Annotated in this window: 12 protein-coding genes; 4 read left to right on the top strand and 8 right to left on the bottom strand. The window is 69.9% G+C overall.

Annotated elements, in window-relative coordinates; genetic code table 11:
• Positions 1 to 89: 89 nt before the first annotated feature.
• On the bottom strand, positions 90 to 617 hold the full coding sequence (locus U1T56_RS12855; RefSeq protein WP_418159881.1) for a hypothetical protein: 528 nt from the start codon (positions 615 to 617) through the stop codon (positions 90 to 92).
• A gap of 426 nt (positions 618 to 1,043) precedes the next feature.
• Here U1T56_RS12855 and pyc point away from each other — a divergent pair, with 426 nt between their 5' ends.
• Entirely contained in the window at positions 1,044 to 4,487 is a 3,444-nt protein-coding gene (gene pyc / locus U1T56_RS12850) for a pyruvate carboxylase (RefSeq protein ID WP_418159880.1), read from the top strand.
• A gap of 128 nt (positions 4,488 to 4,615) precedes the next feature.
• Here pyc and U1T56_RS12845 read toward each other — a convergent pair whose 3' ends face one another.
• The 5 genes from U1T56_RS12845 to U1T56_RS12825 form a co-directional block, all read right to left on the bottom strand.
• Positions 4,616 to 6,475, bottom strand: coding sequence for a TRAP transporter large permease (locus U1T56_RS12845; RefSeq protein ID WP_418159884.1), 1,860 nt, complete (start codon positions 6,473 to 6,475; stop codon positions 4,616 to 4,618).
• A gap of 29 nt (positions 6,476 to 6,504) precedes the next feature.
• Complete coding sequence (locus tag U1T56_RS12840) at positions 6,505 to 7,527, bottom strand: TRAP transporter substrate-binding protein (protein WP_418159879.1); 1,023 nt, start codon at positions 7,525 to 7,527, stop codon at positions 6,505 to 6,507.
• Positions 7,528 to 7,824: 297 nt separating this feature from the next.
• Positions 7,825 to 8,778 (bottom strand): transketolase family protein, encoded by a 954-nt coding sequence (locus U1T56_RS12835; protein WP_418159883.1) that lies wholly within the window; start codon positions 8,776 to 8,778, stop codon positions 7,825 to 7,827.
• A gap of 116 nt (positions 8,779 to 8,894) precedes the next feature.
• Positions 8,895 to 9,752, bottom strand: a complete 858-nt coding sequence (locus tag U1T56_RS12830) for a transketolase (RefSeq protein WP_418159878.1) — start codon at positions 9,750 to 9,752, stop codon at positions 8,895 to 8,897.
• 69 nt (positions 9,753 to 9,821) lie between these two features.
• Positions 9,822 to 10,574 (bottom strand): SDR family NAD(P)-dependent oxidoreductase, encoded by a 753-nt coding sequence (locus U1T56_RS12825; RefSeq protein WP_418159877.1) that lies wholly within the window; start codon positions 10,572 to 10,574, stop codon positions 9,822 to 9,824.
• Between the two features lie 109 nt (positions 10,575 to 10,683).
• Here U1T56_RS12825 and U1T56_RS12820 point away from each other — a divergent pair, with 109 nt between their 5' ends.
• Complete coding sequence (locus tag U1T56_RS12820) at positions 10,684 to 11,577, top strand: LysR substrate-binding domain-containing protein (RefSeq protein ID WP_418159876.1); 894 nt, start codon at positions 10,684 to 10,686, stop codon at positions 11,575 to 11,577.
• A gap of 380 nt (positions 11,578 to 11,957) precedes the next feature.
• Positions 11,958 to 12,383, top strand: coding sequence for an organic hydroperoxide resistance protein (locus tag U1T56_RS12815; RefSeq protein ID WP_418159875.1), 426 nt, complete (start codon positions 11,958 to 11,960; stop codon positions 12,381 to 12,383).
• A gap of 76 nt (positions 12,384 to 12,459) precedes the next feature.
• On the opposite strand, the gene U1T56_RS12810 is transcribed toward U1T56_RS12815, so the two are convergent.
• Positions 12,460 to 12,825 (bottom strand): hypothetical protein, encoded by a 366-nt coding sequence (locus U1T56_RS12810; RefSeq protein WP_418159874.1) that lies wholly within the window; start codon positions 12,823 to 12,825, stop codon positions 12,460 to 12,462.
• Positions 12,826 to 13,334: 509 nt separating this feature from the next.
• Here U1T56_RS12810 and U1T56_RS12805 point away from each other — a divergent pair.
• Entirely contained in the window at positions 13,335 to 15,035 is a 1,701-nt protein-coding gene (locus tag U1T56_RS12805; RefSeq protein ID WP_418159873.1) for a ShlB/FhaC/HecB family hemolysin secretion/activation protein, read from the top strand.
• Here the strand turns inward: U1T56_RS12805 and U1T56_RS12800 are convergent.
• Positions 15,029 to 15,766 (bottom strand): DUF928 domain-containing protein, encoded by a 738-nt coding sequence (locus tag U1T56_RS12800; protein WP_418159872.1) that lies wholly within the window; start codon positions 15,764 to 15,766, stop codon positions 15,029 to 15,031. The genes U1T56_RS12805 and U1T56_RS12800 overlap by 7 nt on opposite strands.
• Positions 15,767 to 15,785: the final 19 nt, after the last annotated feature.

Raw genomic sequence — 15,785 nt, 5'->3', positions numbered from 1 at the left:
CGGCCTGAAGCGCCGAGCCGTCATGCCAGGGGGACGGCGTGCGAAGCTGACCAGGCCCACGAGGCGCAGACCGCGGCCGGTGTGGGCGCTCACCGTGCGTTGGGCCTGAATGGTGCTGCCGAGGGTGCCAGGGTGCAGACATAGAAATCCATGTTGTCACAGTATCTGCCGAAGCATCTTGCCCTCACGGGATAATAGCCGGGCGGGAAGGCGAGCGTTCCACCGTTCTCTTCCGACACCTGGCCGGTCTGATAGCAGTTCCCGGATGGAACATATCCATTCAAGGACGAGCACTCCAAAGAAATATTGTCACAATAGCTGCCCTTGCAGGCCATGCCGGTCACGAAGCCGGCACCACAATTCCCCGTATGCGCGCCTTCTTCCGAGAAATAGTCCAGCCATGTCCGCTGCCTCACCGAGAAAGCACCGGAAGTACAATCCAGCCACATGTTGTCGCAGTAGCCGCCGCTGCAGAAAATCCGGCTCGGCAGCACCCCGAGCGGACAGGTCAGCGGCTTGTATTCCTCGGATACCGGGCCGTTCCAGGCAGTGTATCCAGCAGACGGCGACAATACGGCACCAACAATCGCCAGCGTCACCATAGCTTCTGAACGCATCGTGGACCTCCTCGACGATGAACACCGCGTGAGGGCCGTCCATGCTCTGCAGCCTCGTGCCGCTGCCGAGCGAGTCGACAGCACATCGGATCGACCCGATCATGAAATGCCGGGTGTCGAGCTGCCGTAGCAACAACATGGTACGCTATCATACACCGGCATCACTTCCAAATAATAATCCGCCGGTCAGAGCCGATTGCCCGTTGCCGCCGGATACAGCCGGAAAGGTGCTGCCAGGATGCGCCGGGTGGAGCTGCACGGGTCGATCCGTGCCCGACCGGCGCGCGCCGCCGCTGCCGCGGACGGATCGTCCGGTCGTGGATCGGCATGCCGCCTGCGACGATCGGGCTTGACAAACGGGCCGCTTGCGGAGACCGGAACGCACCCGACCCGATCGCCACCGCCGAACCAGGGAGACCAGGAAGCGTGCACGCCATCCGCCGGCTGCTCGTCGCCAACCGCTCCGAGATCGCGATCCGCGTGTTCCGTGCCGCCACCGAGCTCGGTATCCGCACCATCGCGATCTACGCCGAGGAGGACAAGCTCTCGCTGCACCGCTTCAAGGCCGACGAGGCCTACCAGGTCGGCAAAGGTCTGGGCCCGATCGAGGCCTATCTCTCGATCCCCGAGGTCTTGCGGGTCGCGAAGGAGGCAGGGGCGGATGCGATCCATCCGGGCTACGGCTTCCTCTCCGAGAGCCCCGAGTTCGCCGAGGCCTGTGCCGAAGCCGGCATCGTCTTCATCGGCCCGAAGCCGTCCACCATGAGGACGCTCGGCAACAAGGTGGCGGCGCGCAACCTCGCGATTGCGGTCGGCGTGCCGGTGATGCCGGCGACCGACCCGCTTCCCGACGATCCGGAAGCGATCCGGCGGCTCGCGGCCGGGATCGGCTATCCCGTCATGCTGAAGGCGTCCTGGGGCGGCGGCGGGCGCGGCATGCGGCCGATCGAGAGCGAGGCGGGGCTCTTGGATGCCGTCACGACCGCGAAGCGCGAGGCGCGCGCCGCCTTCGGCAAGGACGAGGTCTATCTCGAGAAGCTGGTCCGCCGTGCGCGCCACGTCGAGGTGCAGCTTCTGGGCGACACCCACGGCAACCTCGTCCACCTGTTCGAGCGCGACTGCACCATCCAGCGCCGGCACCAGAAGGTGATCGAGCGCGCCCCCGCCCCCTATCTCGACGATGCCACGCGCCGGGCCTTGTGCGAGGCGGCGCTGAAGATCGGCCGCGCCACCGACTATGTCGGGGCCGGCACGGTCGAGTTCCTGATGGATGCCGACACGGGCGCCTTCTACTTCATCGAGGTCAATCCCCGCATCCAGGTCGAGCACACGGTCACCGAGGTCGTGACCGGCCTCGACATCGTGAAGGCGCAGATCCGGATCGCCGAGGGCAGGCGGATCGGCGAGGTCGCGGCGACCGGCATCCCGGAGCAGGCACAGATCCGTCTCTCCGGCCACGCGCTCCAGTGCCGGATCACCACCGAGAACCCCGAGAACCGCTTCATCCCCGACTACGGCCGGATCACCGCCTATCGCGGGGCGATGGGCTTCGGCATCCGCATCGACGGCGGCACCGCCTATTCCGGCGCCGTGGTGACGCGCTACTACGACCCCTTGCTCGAGAAGGTCACGGCCTGGGCGCCGACGGCCGAGGAGGCGATCGCCCGGATGGAGCGGGCCTTGCGCGAGTACCGCATCCGCGGTGTCGCCACCAACCTCGCCTTCCTCGAGGCGGTGCTGGGACACCCGAAGTTCCGCTCGCTCGACTACACCACCCGCTTCATCGACGAGACGCCCGAGCTGTTCCAGCTTACCCGCCGCCGCGACCGCGCCACGCGGCTCCTCACCTGGATCGCCGACGTCACCGTCAACGGCCATCCCGAGACCAGGAACCGCCCGCGCCCGCCGGCCCATGCGCGCGAGCCCGAGCCGCCGGTCTTTCCGGGCGCGCCCGCCCCCGGCACGCGCCAGCTCCTCGCGGCGCTGGGCCCCGAGCGCTTCGCCGCCTGGATGAAGGCCGAACGCCGGGTGCTCGTCACCGACACCACCATGCGCGACGCGCACCAGTCGCTCCTTGCGACCCGGATGCGCACCTTCGACCTCGCCGCCATCGGCCCGGCCTATGCCACCGGCCTGCCGCAGCTCCTCTCGCTCGAATGCTGGGGCGGGGCCACGTTCGACGTCGCCATGCGCTTTCTCGCCGAGGACCCGTGGGAGCGCCTGGCCCGCATCCGCGAGGCGGTGCCGAACCTTTTGCTCCAGATGCTGCTGCGCGGGGCGAACGGCGTCGGCTACACCAACTACCCCGACAACGTGGTCCGCTTCTTCGTCCGCGAGGCCAAGGCGGCCGGGATGGATCTGTTCCGCATCTTCGACTGCCTGAACTGGGTCGAGAACATGCGGGTCGCGATCGATGCCGTGGGCGAGGCCGGCGGGCTGATCGAGGGCGCCTTCTGCTACACGGGCGACATCCTCGATCCTGCCCGCGCCAAGTACCCGCTCGCCTACTATGTCGACGTGGCGAAGCAGCTCGAGCGCGCGGGCTGCCACATCCTGGGCATCAAGGACATGGCGGGGCTCCTGAAGCCCGCGGCCGCGCGTGTCCTCGTCAAGGCCCTCAAGGAGGCGGTGGGCCTTCCCATCCACTTCCACACCCACGACACCTCGGGCATCGCCGGTGCTTCCGTGCTGGCCGCGGTCGAGGCCGGGGTGGACGCGATCGACGCCGCGATGGACGCCATGTCGGGCACCACCTCCCAGCCCTGCCTGGGCTCGATCGTGGAAGCCCTCGCCCAGACCGAGCGCGCCACCGGCCTCGACCCGGATGCGATCCGGAGGATCTCGTTCTACTGGGAGGCCGTGCGCGCCCGCTACGCCGCGTTCGAGAGCGACCTTCGCAGCGGTGCGTCGGAGGTCTATCTCCACGAGATGCCGGGCGGGCAGTTCACGAACCTGAAGGAGCAGGCGCGCGCACTCGGGCTCGAGACCCGCTGGCACGAGGTGGCGCGCGCCTACCGCACCGCCAACGACCTCTTCGGCGACATCGTCAAGGTTACCCCCTCCTCCAAGGTCGTGGGCGACATGGCGCTCATGATGGTGAGCCAGGGCCTCACCCCGGAGGACGTGCTCGATCCCGCGAAGGAGATCGCGTTCCCGGCCTCGGTGGTCGAGATGCTGCGGGGCGATCTCGGCCAGCCGCCGGGCGGCTGGCCCGAGGCCCTGCAGAGGAAGGTCCTGAAGGGCGAGCGGCCGATCACGGTGCGCCCCGGTGCCCTTCTGCCCGAGGCCGACCTCGAGGCCGAGCGCGCCGCGGGCGAGAAGGCCACCGGCCGCAAGCTCGACGACCGCGACCTCGCCTCCTGGCTCATGTACCCCAAGGTGTTCGCGGAATACGCTCACGTCCGGCGCAAATACGGCCCCGTCTCGGTGCTGCCGACCTCGGTGTTCTTCTACGGCATGCGGCCCGGCGAGGCGATCACGGTCGACCTCGAGCGCGGCAAGACGCTCGTGATCCAGCTCACGGCGGTGGGCGAGACGCGCGAGGACGGCTCGGTCGAGGTGTTCTTCGAGCTCAACGGCCAGCCGCGCGTGATCGCCGTGCCGAACCGGGCCGTGGCCGCGACCGTGCAGCAGCGCCGGAAGGCCGAGGAGGGCAACGACGCGCATCTCGCGGCGCCCATGCCGGGCTCGATCGCGACCGTGGCGGTGAAGCCCGGCCAGAAGGTGAAGGCCGGCGACCTCGTCATGACGCTCGAGGCCATGAAGATGGAGACCGCCCTGCACGCGCCCCGCGACGGCGTCGTCCTGGAGGTCCTGGTCCAGCCCGGCAGCCAGATCGACGCCAAGGACCTGCTGCTCGTGCTGGGGTGAGCGCTCGGGCGGCAGCAGCACGAGGCTCGCGCCTCCCCGGCCGGCGCCGCTCTCGACGGGTGCTCGGTCCTTCGGCCTTCGGGCGCGTGACGGTCTCGGGCGGGGCCGTCACGCGCCTGCCGTCTCCGTCAGCCGAGAAAGCCGAGGGAGATCCAGGGCACGGCAGCGACGACGACGAGGCCGACGATCAGGGCGAGGATGTAGCCCATGATGGGCCGCATGCCCTCGTCGGGATGGATCCGGCTGATGGCGCAGGCGGCGTAGTAGCCGACCCCGAACGGCGGCGCGAACAGCCCGACCCCCATGGCCAGGACCACCACCATCGCATAGTGCACCTCGTGGATGCCGACCTGCCGGGCGATCGGGAACAGCAGCGGCCCGAACAGCACGATCGCCGGAATGCCTTCGAGCACGCTGCCGAGGATGATGAAGGCGACGATCGAGATCGCCATGAACGCCGGCGCGCCGCCGGGCAGGTCCGCCATCGCCGATGCCAGGTCGGCCGAGAAGCCCGACTGGGTCAGCGCCCAAGCCATGCCGGTCGCGGCGCCGATGATCAGCAGGATGGCGCCCGAGAGAGCCGCGGTGTCGATCAGCATCGGCCCGAGACGGCGCCAGTCGAACCGGCGGTAGATCAGTAGCCCGGCCAGCACCGCGTAGACGATGCCGATGGTGGACACCTCGGTGGCGGTGGCCACGCCCTCGACAACGGCCGCCCGGATCAGGAAGGGAAGTGCGATCGCCGGAACGGAGATGACGAAGGCGCGGCCGATCTCGCCCCAGCTCGCGCGCCGCACATGGGACAGGTCCTCGCCCCGGTAGCGGTACCAGACGACGGCGCAGAGCGTGGCGCCGAGCACGACGCCCGGCAGCATCCCGCCGGTGAACAGCGCCGCGATGGACACACCGGTGACCGCGCCGATGGTGATGAGCACGAGGCTCGGCGGGATGGTCTCGGTCTGGGCGCCGGTGGCCGACAGCAGGGCGACGAGGTCGCCGGGCTTGGCGCCGCGGCTGCGCATCTCGGGGAAAAGCACCGGGGCCACCGCGGCCATGTCCGCGGCCTTCGACCCCGAGATGCCGGACACCAGGTACATGGCGCCGACGAGAACGTAGGAGAGCCCGCCCCGAACATGGCCCAAGAGGCTGGCAAGAAAGGCGACCATGGCCTTCGCCATCCCGGTCATCTCGATCAGCTGGCCCAAGAAGACGAACAGCGGCACCGACAGCAGGATGAGGTGCGACATGCCCTCGTCCATGCGGCCGACCACGACGAGCATCGGCGTGTCGGTGGTGAGCGCGATGTAGCCCACGGTAGCCAGCCCGAAGGCAAAGGCGATGGGCACGCCGGCGAACACGGCCGCTGCGACCACGCCCACGAAGAAGACCAGCAGATTCAGGTTGCCGAGATCCTGCAGCACGGGCTGGAGCAGGACCATGACCGCGACCAGGGCGGCAACCAGGCCCAGCGCACCCAGCACCAGGCGCCGGCTGCCGACCTCCGCCAGCCGCAGCAGCGCCGTCAGGATCATCAGGCCCATCCCGACCGGCAGCGCCGCGGCACGCCAGACGTTCGGGATCTCCAGCGCCGGCGTGGTGATGAAGCTCTCCTCCGAGGCGAACTCGAAGGCCGGCTCGACCACGACGAGCAGGAAGGCGAGGGCGGCGGCGATCGCGACGACGTCGAGAAAGGCGCGCGCAGGTGGCGGGACCATGCCGATGACGGCGGTCATGCGCATGTGCTCGCCACGCTGGAACGCCACCACGGCCCCCAGCATGGCGAGCCACAGGAACAGGATCGAGGCCAGCTCGTCGGACCAGACGAGAGGCTGGTGGAAGACGTAGCGTGCGACCACGCCGGCGAGCAGCACGCCGACCTCGACCAGGACGAGGAGTGCGGCCGGGATCTCGACCAGAGACCGGAGGGTGGCGTCCAGGGACGCCGCCCCGTTGCGCTTCTCGAAGACGAGGCTCTCGCTCGCCGTCACGGGGATGTTCTCGGGGTGGGTCACAGCGGTCACACCAGCTTGCCGACGACTTGCTCGAGCTTGCTCCAGGCCTCGTCGCCGTACTTCGACTTCCAATCCTGATAGAAGGACGTCTTGCGCAGCGCTGCGCGGAAAGGTTCCCGGTCCACGTCGTTGAACTGGAGCCCCTTCGCGGTCAGGTCCTGGCGCAGCGAGACGCTCAGCCGCGCGATGTCGGCCCGCTGGTCCGCCGCGGAGCGGTCGAATTCCCGCTCGGCGATCGCGCGGACGTCGTCGGGCAGCCGTCCCCAGGCGCGCCGGTTGGCCAGGATCCAGTAGCCGTCCCAGACGTGGCTGGTCATGCTGCAGTATTTCTGGACCTCGTAGAGCTTGGTCGTCGCGATGATCGGCAGCGGGTTCTCCTGCGCTTCCACCACCTTGGTCTGGAGCGCGGAGTAGAGTTCGTTGAAGTTGATGGGTGCCGGGCCGGCCTTGAGCGCCTTGAAGAGCGAGGTCAAGGTCGGCGCCTGCGGCACCCGGATCTTGAGGCCCTCGAGGTCCTCGGGCGTGTTGATCGGGCGGGTCGAGGTGGTGATCTGGCGGAAGCCGTTGTCCCAGATGCGGGACGCGGTCATCAGGCCGGCCTTCGCGATCTGCGCGCGGACGTAGGTGCCGAGATCGCCGTCCATGGCCTGCCACACCGCGTCGTAGCCGGGGAAGGCGAAGCCGGTGTTCACGATGCCGGCTGCGGGCACGAGCGTCGCGAGGACGGAGGACGAGAGGTTGAAGAGCTCGACTCCGCCGCTGCGCACCTGCGAGAGCAGGTCCGTGTCCGACCCCAGCTGGTTGGCCGGGAAGAGCCGGATCTCGAGCCTGCCGCCGGTCGCCTCGCGGATCCGGTCGATCGCCTCCTGTGCCCGCAGGTTCACCGGGTGGGTCGGGTCCTGCCCCGTCGCCAGCTTGAAGTTGAACTCGGCCGCCGAGGCCCGGCGGGCGATGCCGGCGCCCAGCGGCAGCGCGGCGCCGGCCGCCAGCACGGCCCGACGGGTGATGCGGCCATTCTCATGGGTCATGACGTTCAACGCTCCCTTCCTTGTTCCGCCGGTCGCGCATCACGCGCCGGAGGATGTTGACGGCTGTGACGACGAGGCCCCGCTCGGCTCGAGCGGCCCCGAGGCGGGCGTCACGGCTGCAGCGATGGCGCGAGCCGAAGCGCGGCCCGGCCGCCGTGGGCGCTCCCGCTCGTGCCGGGGGCGAGAATGCAGAAGATCCGGCGGGGATCTGGCCCGCCGCTGCTGTCGGCGCCCTTCCCCTCGACCGTGGCCGCAGCACCTGCCGGGGCGGCGGGGCGCCGGGCCGGAAGGCGGTGCCTAGAGCCAGCCCTTGATGCTGGCGGCCATGGCGTTGGCCGAGATGCCGTAGCGGTCGTGCAGCGTCGGCAGCGCCCCGGCATCGAGAAACGCGTCCGGCAGCGCTACCTGCCGGAACTTCGGTGCCACCCCGGCGCGGAGCAGCGTCGCGGCCACCGCCTCGCCCAGGCCGCCGATGACGGTGTGGTTCTCCGCCACGATCACCAGCCGCCCGTCGCGCCGGGCCTCGTGGAGAATCGTCGCCTCGTCCAGCGGCTTGACGGTCGGCACGTGCAGCACGGCGAGGCTCACACGGTCCGCCTCGAGCAGCTCGGCCGTCTCCAGCGCCCGCATGGTCATGAAGCCGGACGAGACGACGAGCGCATCGGTGCCGTCGCGGACCAGCTTCGCCTTGCCCAGCTCGAACCGGTAATCGTACTCGTCGAGCACCAGCGGCACGTTCCCGCGCAGGAGGCGCATGTAGACCGGTCCGTCATGCGCGGCGATGGCCCGGGTGGCCTGCTCGATGTCCAGCGCGTCGCAGGGATCCACGATCGTGAGATCCGGCATGCCGCGGAAGATCGCGATGTCCTCCGTCGCCTGGTGGCTCGGGCCATAGCCCGTGGTCAGGCCGGGGAGCGCGCAGCAGATCTTGACGTTCAGCCCCTCCTCGGCGATGCCCTGGCTGATGAAATCGTAGGTCCGGCGCGAGGCGAACACCGCATAGGTGGTGACGAAGGGCAGAAAGCCCTCGTGCGCCATGCCGGCGGCGGCGAGCATCAAGAGCTGCTCGGCCATGCCCATCTGGTAGAAGCGGTCCGGGTACGCCTTGGCGAAGACGTGCAGGTCCGTGTACTTGCCGAGATCGGCCGTCATGCCGACGATCTCGGGCCGGTCCTTCGCCAGCTCCACCAGCGCGTGGCCGAACGGGGCCGGCTTGGTCCGCTGCCCCTCGGCCGCGAGCGAAGCGATCATGGCCGAGGTGGTCAGCCGCTGCTTCGGGGTCTGCTCGGGGGGCTGCCCGCCCTCCGCCTGCCCGGCCGTCACCTGGATCCCTGCACCGCCCCGCCACGGCCCGCGTTTCGTCCGGCTCATGCCTGCCTCCCGGCGTCGAGCGCCGCCAGTGCCTTTGCCCATTCGTGCTGCTCCACCCGCAGGAAGTGCGACTTCTCGCGGGCCTCCAGGAAGGGGACGCCCTTCGCCATCTTGGTGTCGCAGATGATCACGCGCGGCTTGGGCTCATCCAGCGCGCGCGCCGTGTCGAACGCCCGCACCAGCGCGTCGATGTCGTTGCCGTCCACCCGCTGCGCGTGCCAGCCGAAGGCCTCCCACTTGGCCGGCAGCGGCTCGGCGTTCAGCACCTCGGGCGACGGCCCGTCGGCCTGCATCCGGTTCACGTCCACGAGGCAGATCAGGTTGCCGAGCTTCCAGTGGCCGGCCGACATGGCCGCCTCCCAGGTCGGGCCTTCGCCCAGCTCGCCGTCGGACATCAGGTTGTAGACGAAGCGGTCGGACCCCTTCCGCCTCAGCCCGAGACACATGCCGACGGCGATGCCGAGGCCGATGCCGAGCGAGCCGCCGCTGATCTCCATCCCCGGCGTGTAGCTCGCCATGCCCGACATCGGCAGGCGGCTGTCGTCGCCGCCGTAGGTCTCGAGCTCCTCCTCGGGGAGGATCCCCGCCTCGATCAGCGCCGCGTAAAGGGCGATGGCGTAATGCCCGATCGAGAGCAGGAAGCGGTCGCGCCCCTCCCAGTAGGGCTCCTCGGGGCGGTAGCGCAGGGCGTGGAAGTAGGCCACGGCCAGCACGTCGGCGACGCCGAGCGCCTGGGCGATGTAGCCCTGGCCCTGGACCTCGCCCATGCGCAAGGCGTTGCGGCGGATACGATGGGCCCGCTGGGCAAGGGATACGTTGGACAGGGGCCGTGCAGCCCCGCCGCTCGTCTCCATGATGCTCTCCCTCCATGTCCGACAAGGGTTCGGGCCGGCCCGCGCCGGGGCCGCGCCCGGGCTGTCCGCTCAGCCGTGGATCAGCATGCCGCCGTTGGCATCGATCACCGCACCGGTGACGTAGGCGGAGAGGTCGGAGGCGAGGAACAGGTAGATGCCGGCGATGTCGTCGGCCGTGCCGAGCCGGTTCAGGGGAATCCCCTTGAGGATCTCCTGCCGCATCGCGTCGGTGAGCTTGCCGCCGGTGATGTCGGTCTGGATCAGGCCGGGCGTCACGCAGTTCACCCGGATGCCATCCGGCCCGAGCTCGCGCGCCATCGCCTTCGCCAGCCCCAGCACGCCGGCCTTGGCGGCCGAATAGTGCGGCCCGCCGAAGATGCCGCCGCCGCGCTGGGCGGAAACCGAGGACATGCACGCGATCGAGCCCTGCCTGCGCTCGCGCATGTGCGGGATGAAGGCCTGGCTCAGGTAAAGGACGCCGCTCAGGTTCACCTCGAGGATGCGGTGCAAGTCGTCGGGCGTGATATCCATGAGCTTGACCGGCTGGGTGATGCCGGCGTTGTTGATCAGGACGTCGACCTGGCCGAACGCCGCGAGTGCGCGCCGGGCCGCCTCCTTGCAGGCGGCCGGATCGGTCACGTCGCAGGCGAAACCACGGTGCTCGGCGCCGAGCCCTGCCGCCGCGTCCCGTGCCGCCGTCTCGTCAAGATCCAGGATGGCGACCCTGGCGCCGTGCGTCGCGAACAGCCGCGCGGTTGCGAGCCCGATCCCGCGCGGATTGGCGGCACCGGAGATGACGGCCACCTTGCCGGCCAGAAGCATCCGTGTCTCCCGATCACGTGACCTCGGTTCGGCGGTGACTCTCCTTCATCTGCTTCGTCGGCACAAACGCGATCTTTACACCTTTCGATGAATATGATTCATCTGACCCATGCTGCATCAGGTGCCGCTGTCGATCCTGCGCGCGTTCGAGGCGGCCGGGCGCACCGGCTCGTTCCGCTTCGCCGCGGCGGAGCTCGGCCTGACACCGAGCGCCGTGAGCCACGCCGTCCGCAAGCTGGAGCAGACGCTGGGGGCGAGCCTGTTCACGCGCGACGGCCGAGCGGTTCGCCTGACCCCCGAGGGCGAGGCGCTGATGCGGCACGTCGGCGTCGCGTTCGAGGAGCTGCGTCGCGGCCTGGAGATGGTATCGACCCGCGGCCCCCAGCTCCTGCGCCTGCACAGCGCGCCCAGCTTCGCCACGCAATGGCTGATGCCGCGTCTGCCGAGATTCCTGCGCGATCACCCCGGCATCGAGGTCCGGCTGGCGGCGGGCACCGACTACACGCGGTTCCTCAACGACGAGTTCGACGCGGACATCGTTTATGGCCTGCCGCATCAGGAGGGGCTCGTCGTCATACCTTTGGGCGAGGAGACGGTTACCCCGCTCTGCACGCCGGAACTCGGGCGGACGATCAAGACGCCGATGGATCTGTTCGACCACATCCTGATCGAGAGCGAGACCAAGCAGGTCCGCTGGTCGGACTGGTTCGCACGCAACGGTCTCCCGGCTCCCCGGCCGCAAGGGGTTCGCTTCGACCGGAGCTTTCTTGCGATCGCCGCTGCTGCCGACGGGCTCGGGGTGACCCTGGAGTCGACCCGGCTCACCGAGCGCGAGCTCGCCAGCGGACGGCTGGTACGCCCTCTGGCTGGATGTGCCGAGGACATCCGCTATGTGGGCCACCATCTGGTCTTTCCGCGCAGCGCGCGCCAGCGCCACACCCTGCGCCTGTTCACGAAATGGCTGGGCGCGGAGCTGGGCCTGAAGGTCGAGCCGACATTCTGACCCGGCTGGCTCGGGACGGGCGCGGCACGGGCATCCTTCCGCCAGCGACGAGCCGTCCCGATCGAGGCAACGGAGCCCGGCCTTTCGGTCCGGCAGACGGGCCGGGACCGGAGAGGCTGGCATCGGACGAGGCGCGGCCGCAGGCGCAGAAGTCGCCGGAAGCGGCGGAGATCCGGCCGCCGCCCGAGGGTCACGGACGGCCCCTCGCGCTGGAAGCACGGCGCCGCGACGGCGATCTCGGGACCGTGACGGCCGACGCCGCGGCGCCGGAAGAATCCGTCTCGCCCCTGGCCAGCCACGGCCTCGTCCCCTAGTCTTTCCTCTTCGGTGCCGGCCCGGCGCGGGCCGCGCGTCGTCACCCCAGGGAACGGAGGTCAGGGATGCCCGTCGACGTCAAGTACACCACGTCCGCCACCGCCACCGGCGGCCGCGACGGCCGTGCCGCCACCAAGGACGGCTCGTTCCAGGTCAACCTCTCCACGCCCAGGGAGCTGGGCGGCGCCGGCGGCCCCGGCAACAATCCCGAGCAGTTGTTCGCGGCCGGCTACGCGGCCTGCTTCATCGGGGCGATGAAGTTCGTGGCCGCGCAGGAGCGCATCAAGGTGCCGGACGACACCAGCGTCACCGCCACGGTCGGCATCGGCCCGCGCTCGGAGGGCGGCTTCGGCCTCGACATCCAGCTCGACGTCTCGCTGCCCGGCATGGACCGCGCCCAGGCGCAGCAGCTCGTCGAGAAGGCGCATCAGGTCTGCCCCTACTCGAACGCGACTCGCAACAACGTGCCCGTCCGGCTCAACGTCGTCTGACGTCGACGTCCGGCCGTCGGCATCGGCGCGGCAAGCCGGCACGGAGCCGGGACGGGCTCCGTGCCGGCCACAGGGATCAGCGGATCCTGGTCCACACGCTGCCGCCGAACCCTCCGGTCCGCTGCAGCGCCACCAGCCGCGTGGGCGACTGGATCTGCAGCACGAGGGCGCCGTTGCTGGACGTGCGTCCCTTCGGGACGTCGGCCCAGAGCAGGAACACCTGGCCCTGCGAGACCTCGCCCTTGGCCACGTTGGAGAAGCCGGGAGCGAACAGCGCGTTCTCCCCGTACCACCAGACCACCTGGTTGATCTGCCGCACGTAGTAGGTACCGCCGTCGTTGCCCACCCAGACCCCGGTGAGGTTCTGGGCGAAGGCGCTTGCGGACGCGCCGACGGCGAGCAGCAGCCCCAGCAGAGCGGCGGCGAGATGCCTTCCGGGCATGATGAATACCCTCCCGATGTGCCCGATCCGGCGGTGCCCATCGCGAGGTATTGGCCTACCCTTCTTCGGCGCCGACGGAATGCGGACAGAAACGCTGTGAGGTCGACGGGAAGCAGAGGGCATGAAGTCGTAAAATAATACAGCAAGCCGCGCTATCGGTCAACGCGCCTCTCCATGACGACAGCGTGAAGATCCCGACACTTCGTTGTTCGGTCATGATTTTCTTTCCGCCTTTCGCGTGAGAAGGCGCTCCGGACCCGATCGTCCTCGTCTCGGGACGTTCCCTGGCGGCGAGGAGCAATGCTTGCTCTTGCCGAGGCAGTAGGGGAGAATGCCCGGTCCGATCGGGACTGGAGAAAGGATGCGATGGGACGGCAGAGCGGCTACCGTCGGCCTCTGAAACTCGCTGCCCGCTCCAGCGAGGGCGGCGAGGCGGAGCCGGGTGGCCGGAAGCCGTCGGCCGGGGCGATCGGCGCACGGTGATGCGGGCAGCTTCCCGACCAGGTGCCATGTGGCTGGTCGCGACGGCCGGCGTACTGGCCGCCGTCGGCCCGGCCGCGGCGCAAGCGCCGGGCTTCGAACGCCGCACGGCGCCGGGCGGCGGCGCGCCCGAGCTCCGGCTCCCGCCGCCACCCCCGCCTTCGCCGGGCTTCGTCCTGCCGCCGGTACCCGAGCTGCCGCCGACCCGACCCGGTCCGTCCGAGGGTGTCAGCGTCCTCGTGCGCGAGATCCGGCTCGAAGGCAACACGGTCGTGAGCACGGCCGAGCTCGAGCCCATCGTGCGCCGCTACGAGGGACGGGCGCTCACGATCGAGGAACTGCTGCGGCTCCGGGACGAGCTCACCCTCGCCTATGTCGAGCGCGGCTACGTCAATTCCGGGGCGCTCTTGCCCGATCAGGACGTGAGCCAGGGCATCGTCACCTTCCGCATCGTCGAGGGCAGGCTCGACGAGATCCGCCTCGAGGGCCTGCGCTCGCTCGATCCCGCCTTCCTCGAGGCCAGGATCCGGCGCGGCGCCGGCCCTCCCCTCAACGTCCGCGACCTGCAGGAGCAGCTCCAGCTCCTTCTGCTCGATCCCACGATCGAGCGGCTCGGCGCCCGGCTGGGGCCGGGTGCCCGGCCGGGCGCGAGCGTGCTCGAGGCCGACATCGTCGAGGGCCGGCGCCTACGGGTCGACGCGCGGCTCGCCAACGACTGGTCGCCCAGCGTGGGCGCCGAGCACGGCGAGATCGGCGCCACCTTCTTCAACCTGCTCGGCCGCGGCGACCCGCTGCGGCTCGAAGCGAGTGCCAGCGAGGGCTCGCGCCAGGGCTACCTCGCCTATTCCGTGCCGGTCACGGCGAGCGATCTGCGCCTTTACGGCTCGGGCGAGATCACGCGCTCCGACGTGGTCGAGCACCCCTTCAACCAGCTCGACATCCAGAGCCGCACCTGGAGCCTCGAGTTCGGCGCGTCGTACCCGGTCCTGCAGCGGGTCGCGGACGAGGTGCGGCTGGGGCTCGCCCTCTCGCGGCGGCACAGCGAGACCTCGCTGCTGAACGAGCCGTTCTCGTTCTCGCCCGGCGCCAAGAACGGCAAGAGCGACATCACGGCCCTGCGCTTCCGGCAGGACTGGGACCATCGCGGCCGCGACCTGGCGGTGGCCTTCCGCTCGACCTTCAGCCTCGGGCTCGACGCGTTCGGCGCCACCATCAACAAGGACGCGCCGGACAGCCGCTATCTGGCCTGGCTCGGGCAGTTCGAGCTGGCGCGGCGGCTGTTCGAGGGCGACCACCAGCTCGTGCTGCGCGGCAGCCTGCAGCTCGCCTCGGACCCGCTCCTGCCGCTCGAGCAGTTCGCGATCGGCGGCCTCGACACGGTGCGCGGCTACCGCGAGGACCTGCTCGTGCTCGACAACGGCTACACCGCCTCGATCGAATACCGCCTGCCGCTGTTCCGGCTGCCGATTCCGGGCTGGAGCGAGAGCCCGGAGGACGGCATTCTCTACCTCGCGCCGTTCGCGGACATCGGCGGCGGCTTCAACACCGACTCCCCCACCCCCGATCCGGACCACATCTACAGCATCGGCAGCGGCCTGCGCTGGAGCCCGGCCCCGGGCTTCAACCTCGCCCTCTACGCCGGCGTGGCCCTCAAGGAGGTGCCCAACCCGCAGGACCGGAACCTGCAGGACCAGGGCATCCATTTCGAGGTGCAGTTGCGGCTCTACTGAAGGCCGGCGAGGGTTCGATCCCAGGCGGCCGGCTCCTCCAGCCCTTCCTGCTCCAGGAGTTCGGCCCGCAGCTCGCGCCACGCGACGTCCTCGGGATGCGCCTGGATCAGGCGGCTGCTGAGGTCGACGGCATCGTACCAAAGCCCGTGCGCGGCGAGAGCGGCGAGCTCGTCGGCACCGGCCACGGCCCGCGGCAGCGCTGCCTGGGGCACGCGGCGGATCGTGCCGCTCGCGAAGCTGTCGGTCGAGGGGCGGTTCGGATCGACGGTCAGGGTCACCGACCATTCGTAATCGACGCCGGGCTCGAGGACCACCTTGTAGGCGCGCAGCGGGATCGCATGCACGCCCGCCTCGACACCGTGCTCCAGCCGCATCTCCAGGACCGGCTCGATGGCCCGCTCCTTCAGCAGGGTCACTTGGACCGGGCCCGCGAAGCGCTCCGAGACGTACCAGTAGAGGGTGGGGCTCGCCTCGCTCGTGTAGCCGGTACGCTCGGGTACCAGGAGGGTCAGATAGGGTCCGGGGTCTTCCAGGCCGCGCGTCGCCGCCGCCACCCGCGTCTTCGGTGCCTTCCAGTCGGGCGGCCGGTACTGCACCGTCTTCGCGGGCTCGTGCTCCGCCGCCTTCTTCGCCGGAGCCGGCGGCGGCTTGGCTTCCTCGGCCGAGACCGGCCCTGCCGGCACGCCCAGGAGCCACCCGCAGGCGGCGAGGCCGGCCAACAGCCGACACATGCTCCTTCCCATCCTGCTG

The organism is Benzoatithermus flavus, from assembly GCF_037908215.1.
GTDB lineage: Bacteria > Pseudomonadota > Alphaproteobacteria > Geminicoccales > Geminicoccaceae > Benzoatithermus > Benzoatithermus flavus.
Note: the sequence above shows the minus strand (reverse complement) of the source record. Positions and strands in the feature narration are given on the sequence as shown.

Excerpts from the sequence above, each read along its gene's own strand:
- U1T56_RS12855 (WP_418159881.1), bottom strand. The coding sequence starts at position 617 with ATGCGTTCAGAAGCTATGGTGACGCTGGCGATTGTTGGTGCCGTATTG.
- U1T56_RS12810 (WP_418159874.1), bottom strand. The coding sequence starts at position 12,825 with ATGCCCGGAAGGCATCTCGCCGCCGCTCTGCTGGGGCTGCTGCTCGCC.
- U1T56_RS12840 (WP_418159879.1), bottom strand. The coding sequence starts at position 7,527 with ATGACCCATGAGAATGGCCGCATCACCCGTCGGGCCGTGCTGGCGGCC.
- U1T56_RS12805 (WP_418159873.1), top strand. The coding sequence starts at position 13,335 with ATGTGGCTGGTCGCGACGGCCGGCGTACTGGCCGCCGTCGGCCCGGCC.
- U1T56_RS12800 (WP_418159872.1), bottom strand. The coding sequence starts at position 15,766 with ATGTGTCGGCTGTTGGCCGGCCTCGCCGCCTGCGGGTGGCTCCTGGGC.
- U1T56_RS12835 (WP_418159883.1), bottom strand. The coding sequence starts at position 8,778 with ATGATCGCTTCGCTCGCGGCCGAGGGGCAGCGGACCAAGCCGGCCCCG.
- U1T56_RS12820 (WP_418159876.1), top strand. The coding sequence starts at position 10,684 with ATGCTGCATCAGGTGCCGCTGTCGATCCTGCGCGCGTTCGAGGCGGCC.
- U1T56_RS12825 (WP_418159877.1), bottom strand. The coding sequence starts at position 10,574 with ATGCTTCTGGCCGGCAAGGTGGCCGTCATCTCCGGTGCCGCCAATCCG.
- U1T56_RS12815 (WP_418159875.1), top strand. The coding sequence starts at position 11,958 with ATGCCCGTCGACGTCAAGTACACCACGTCCGCCACCGCCACCGGCGGC.
- U1T56_RS12830 (WP_418159878.1), bottom strand. The coding sequence starts at position 9,752 with ATGGAGACGAGCGGCGGGGCTGCACGGCCCCTGTCCAACGTATCCCTT.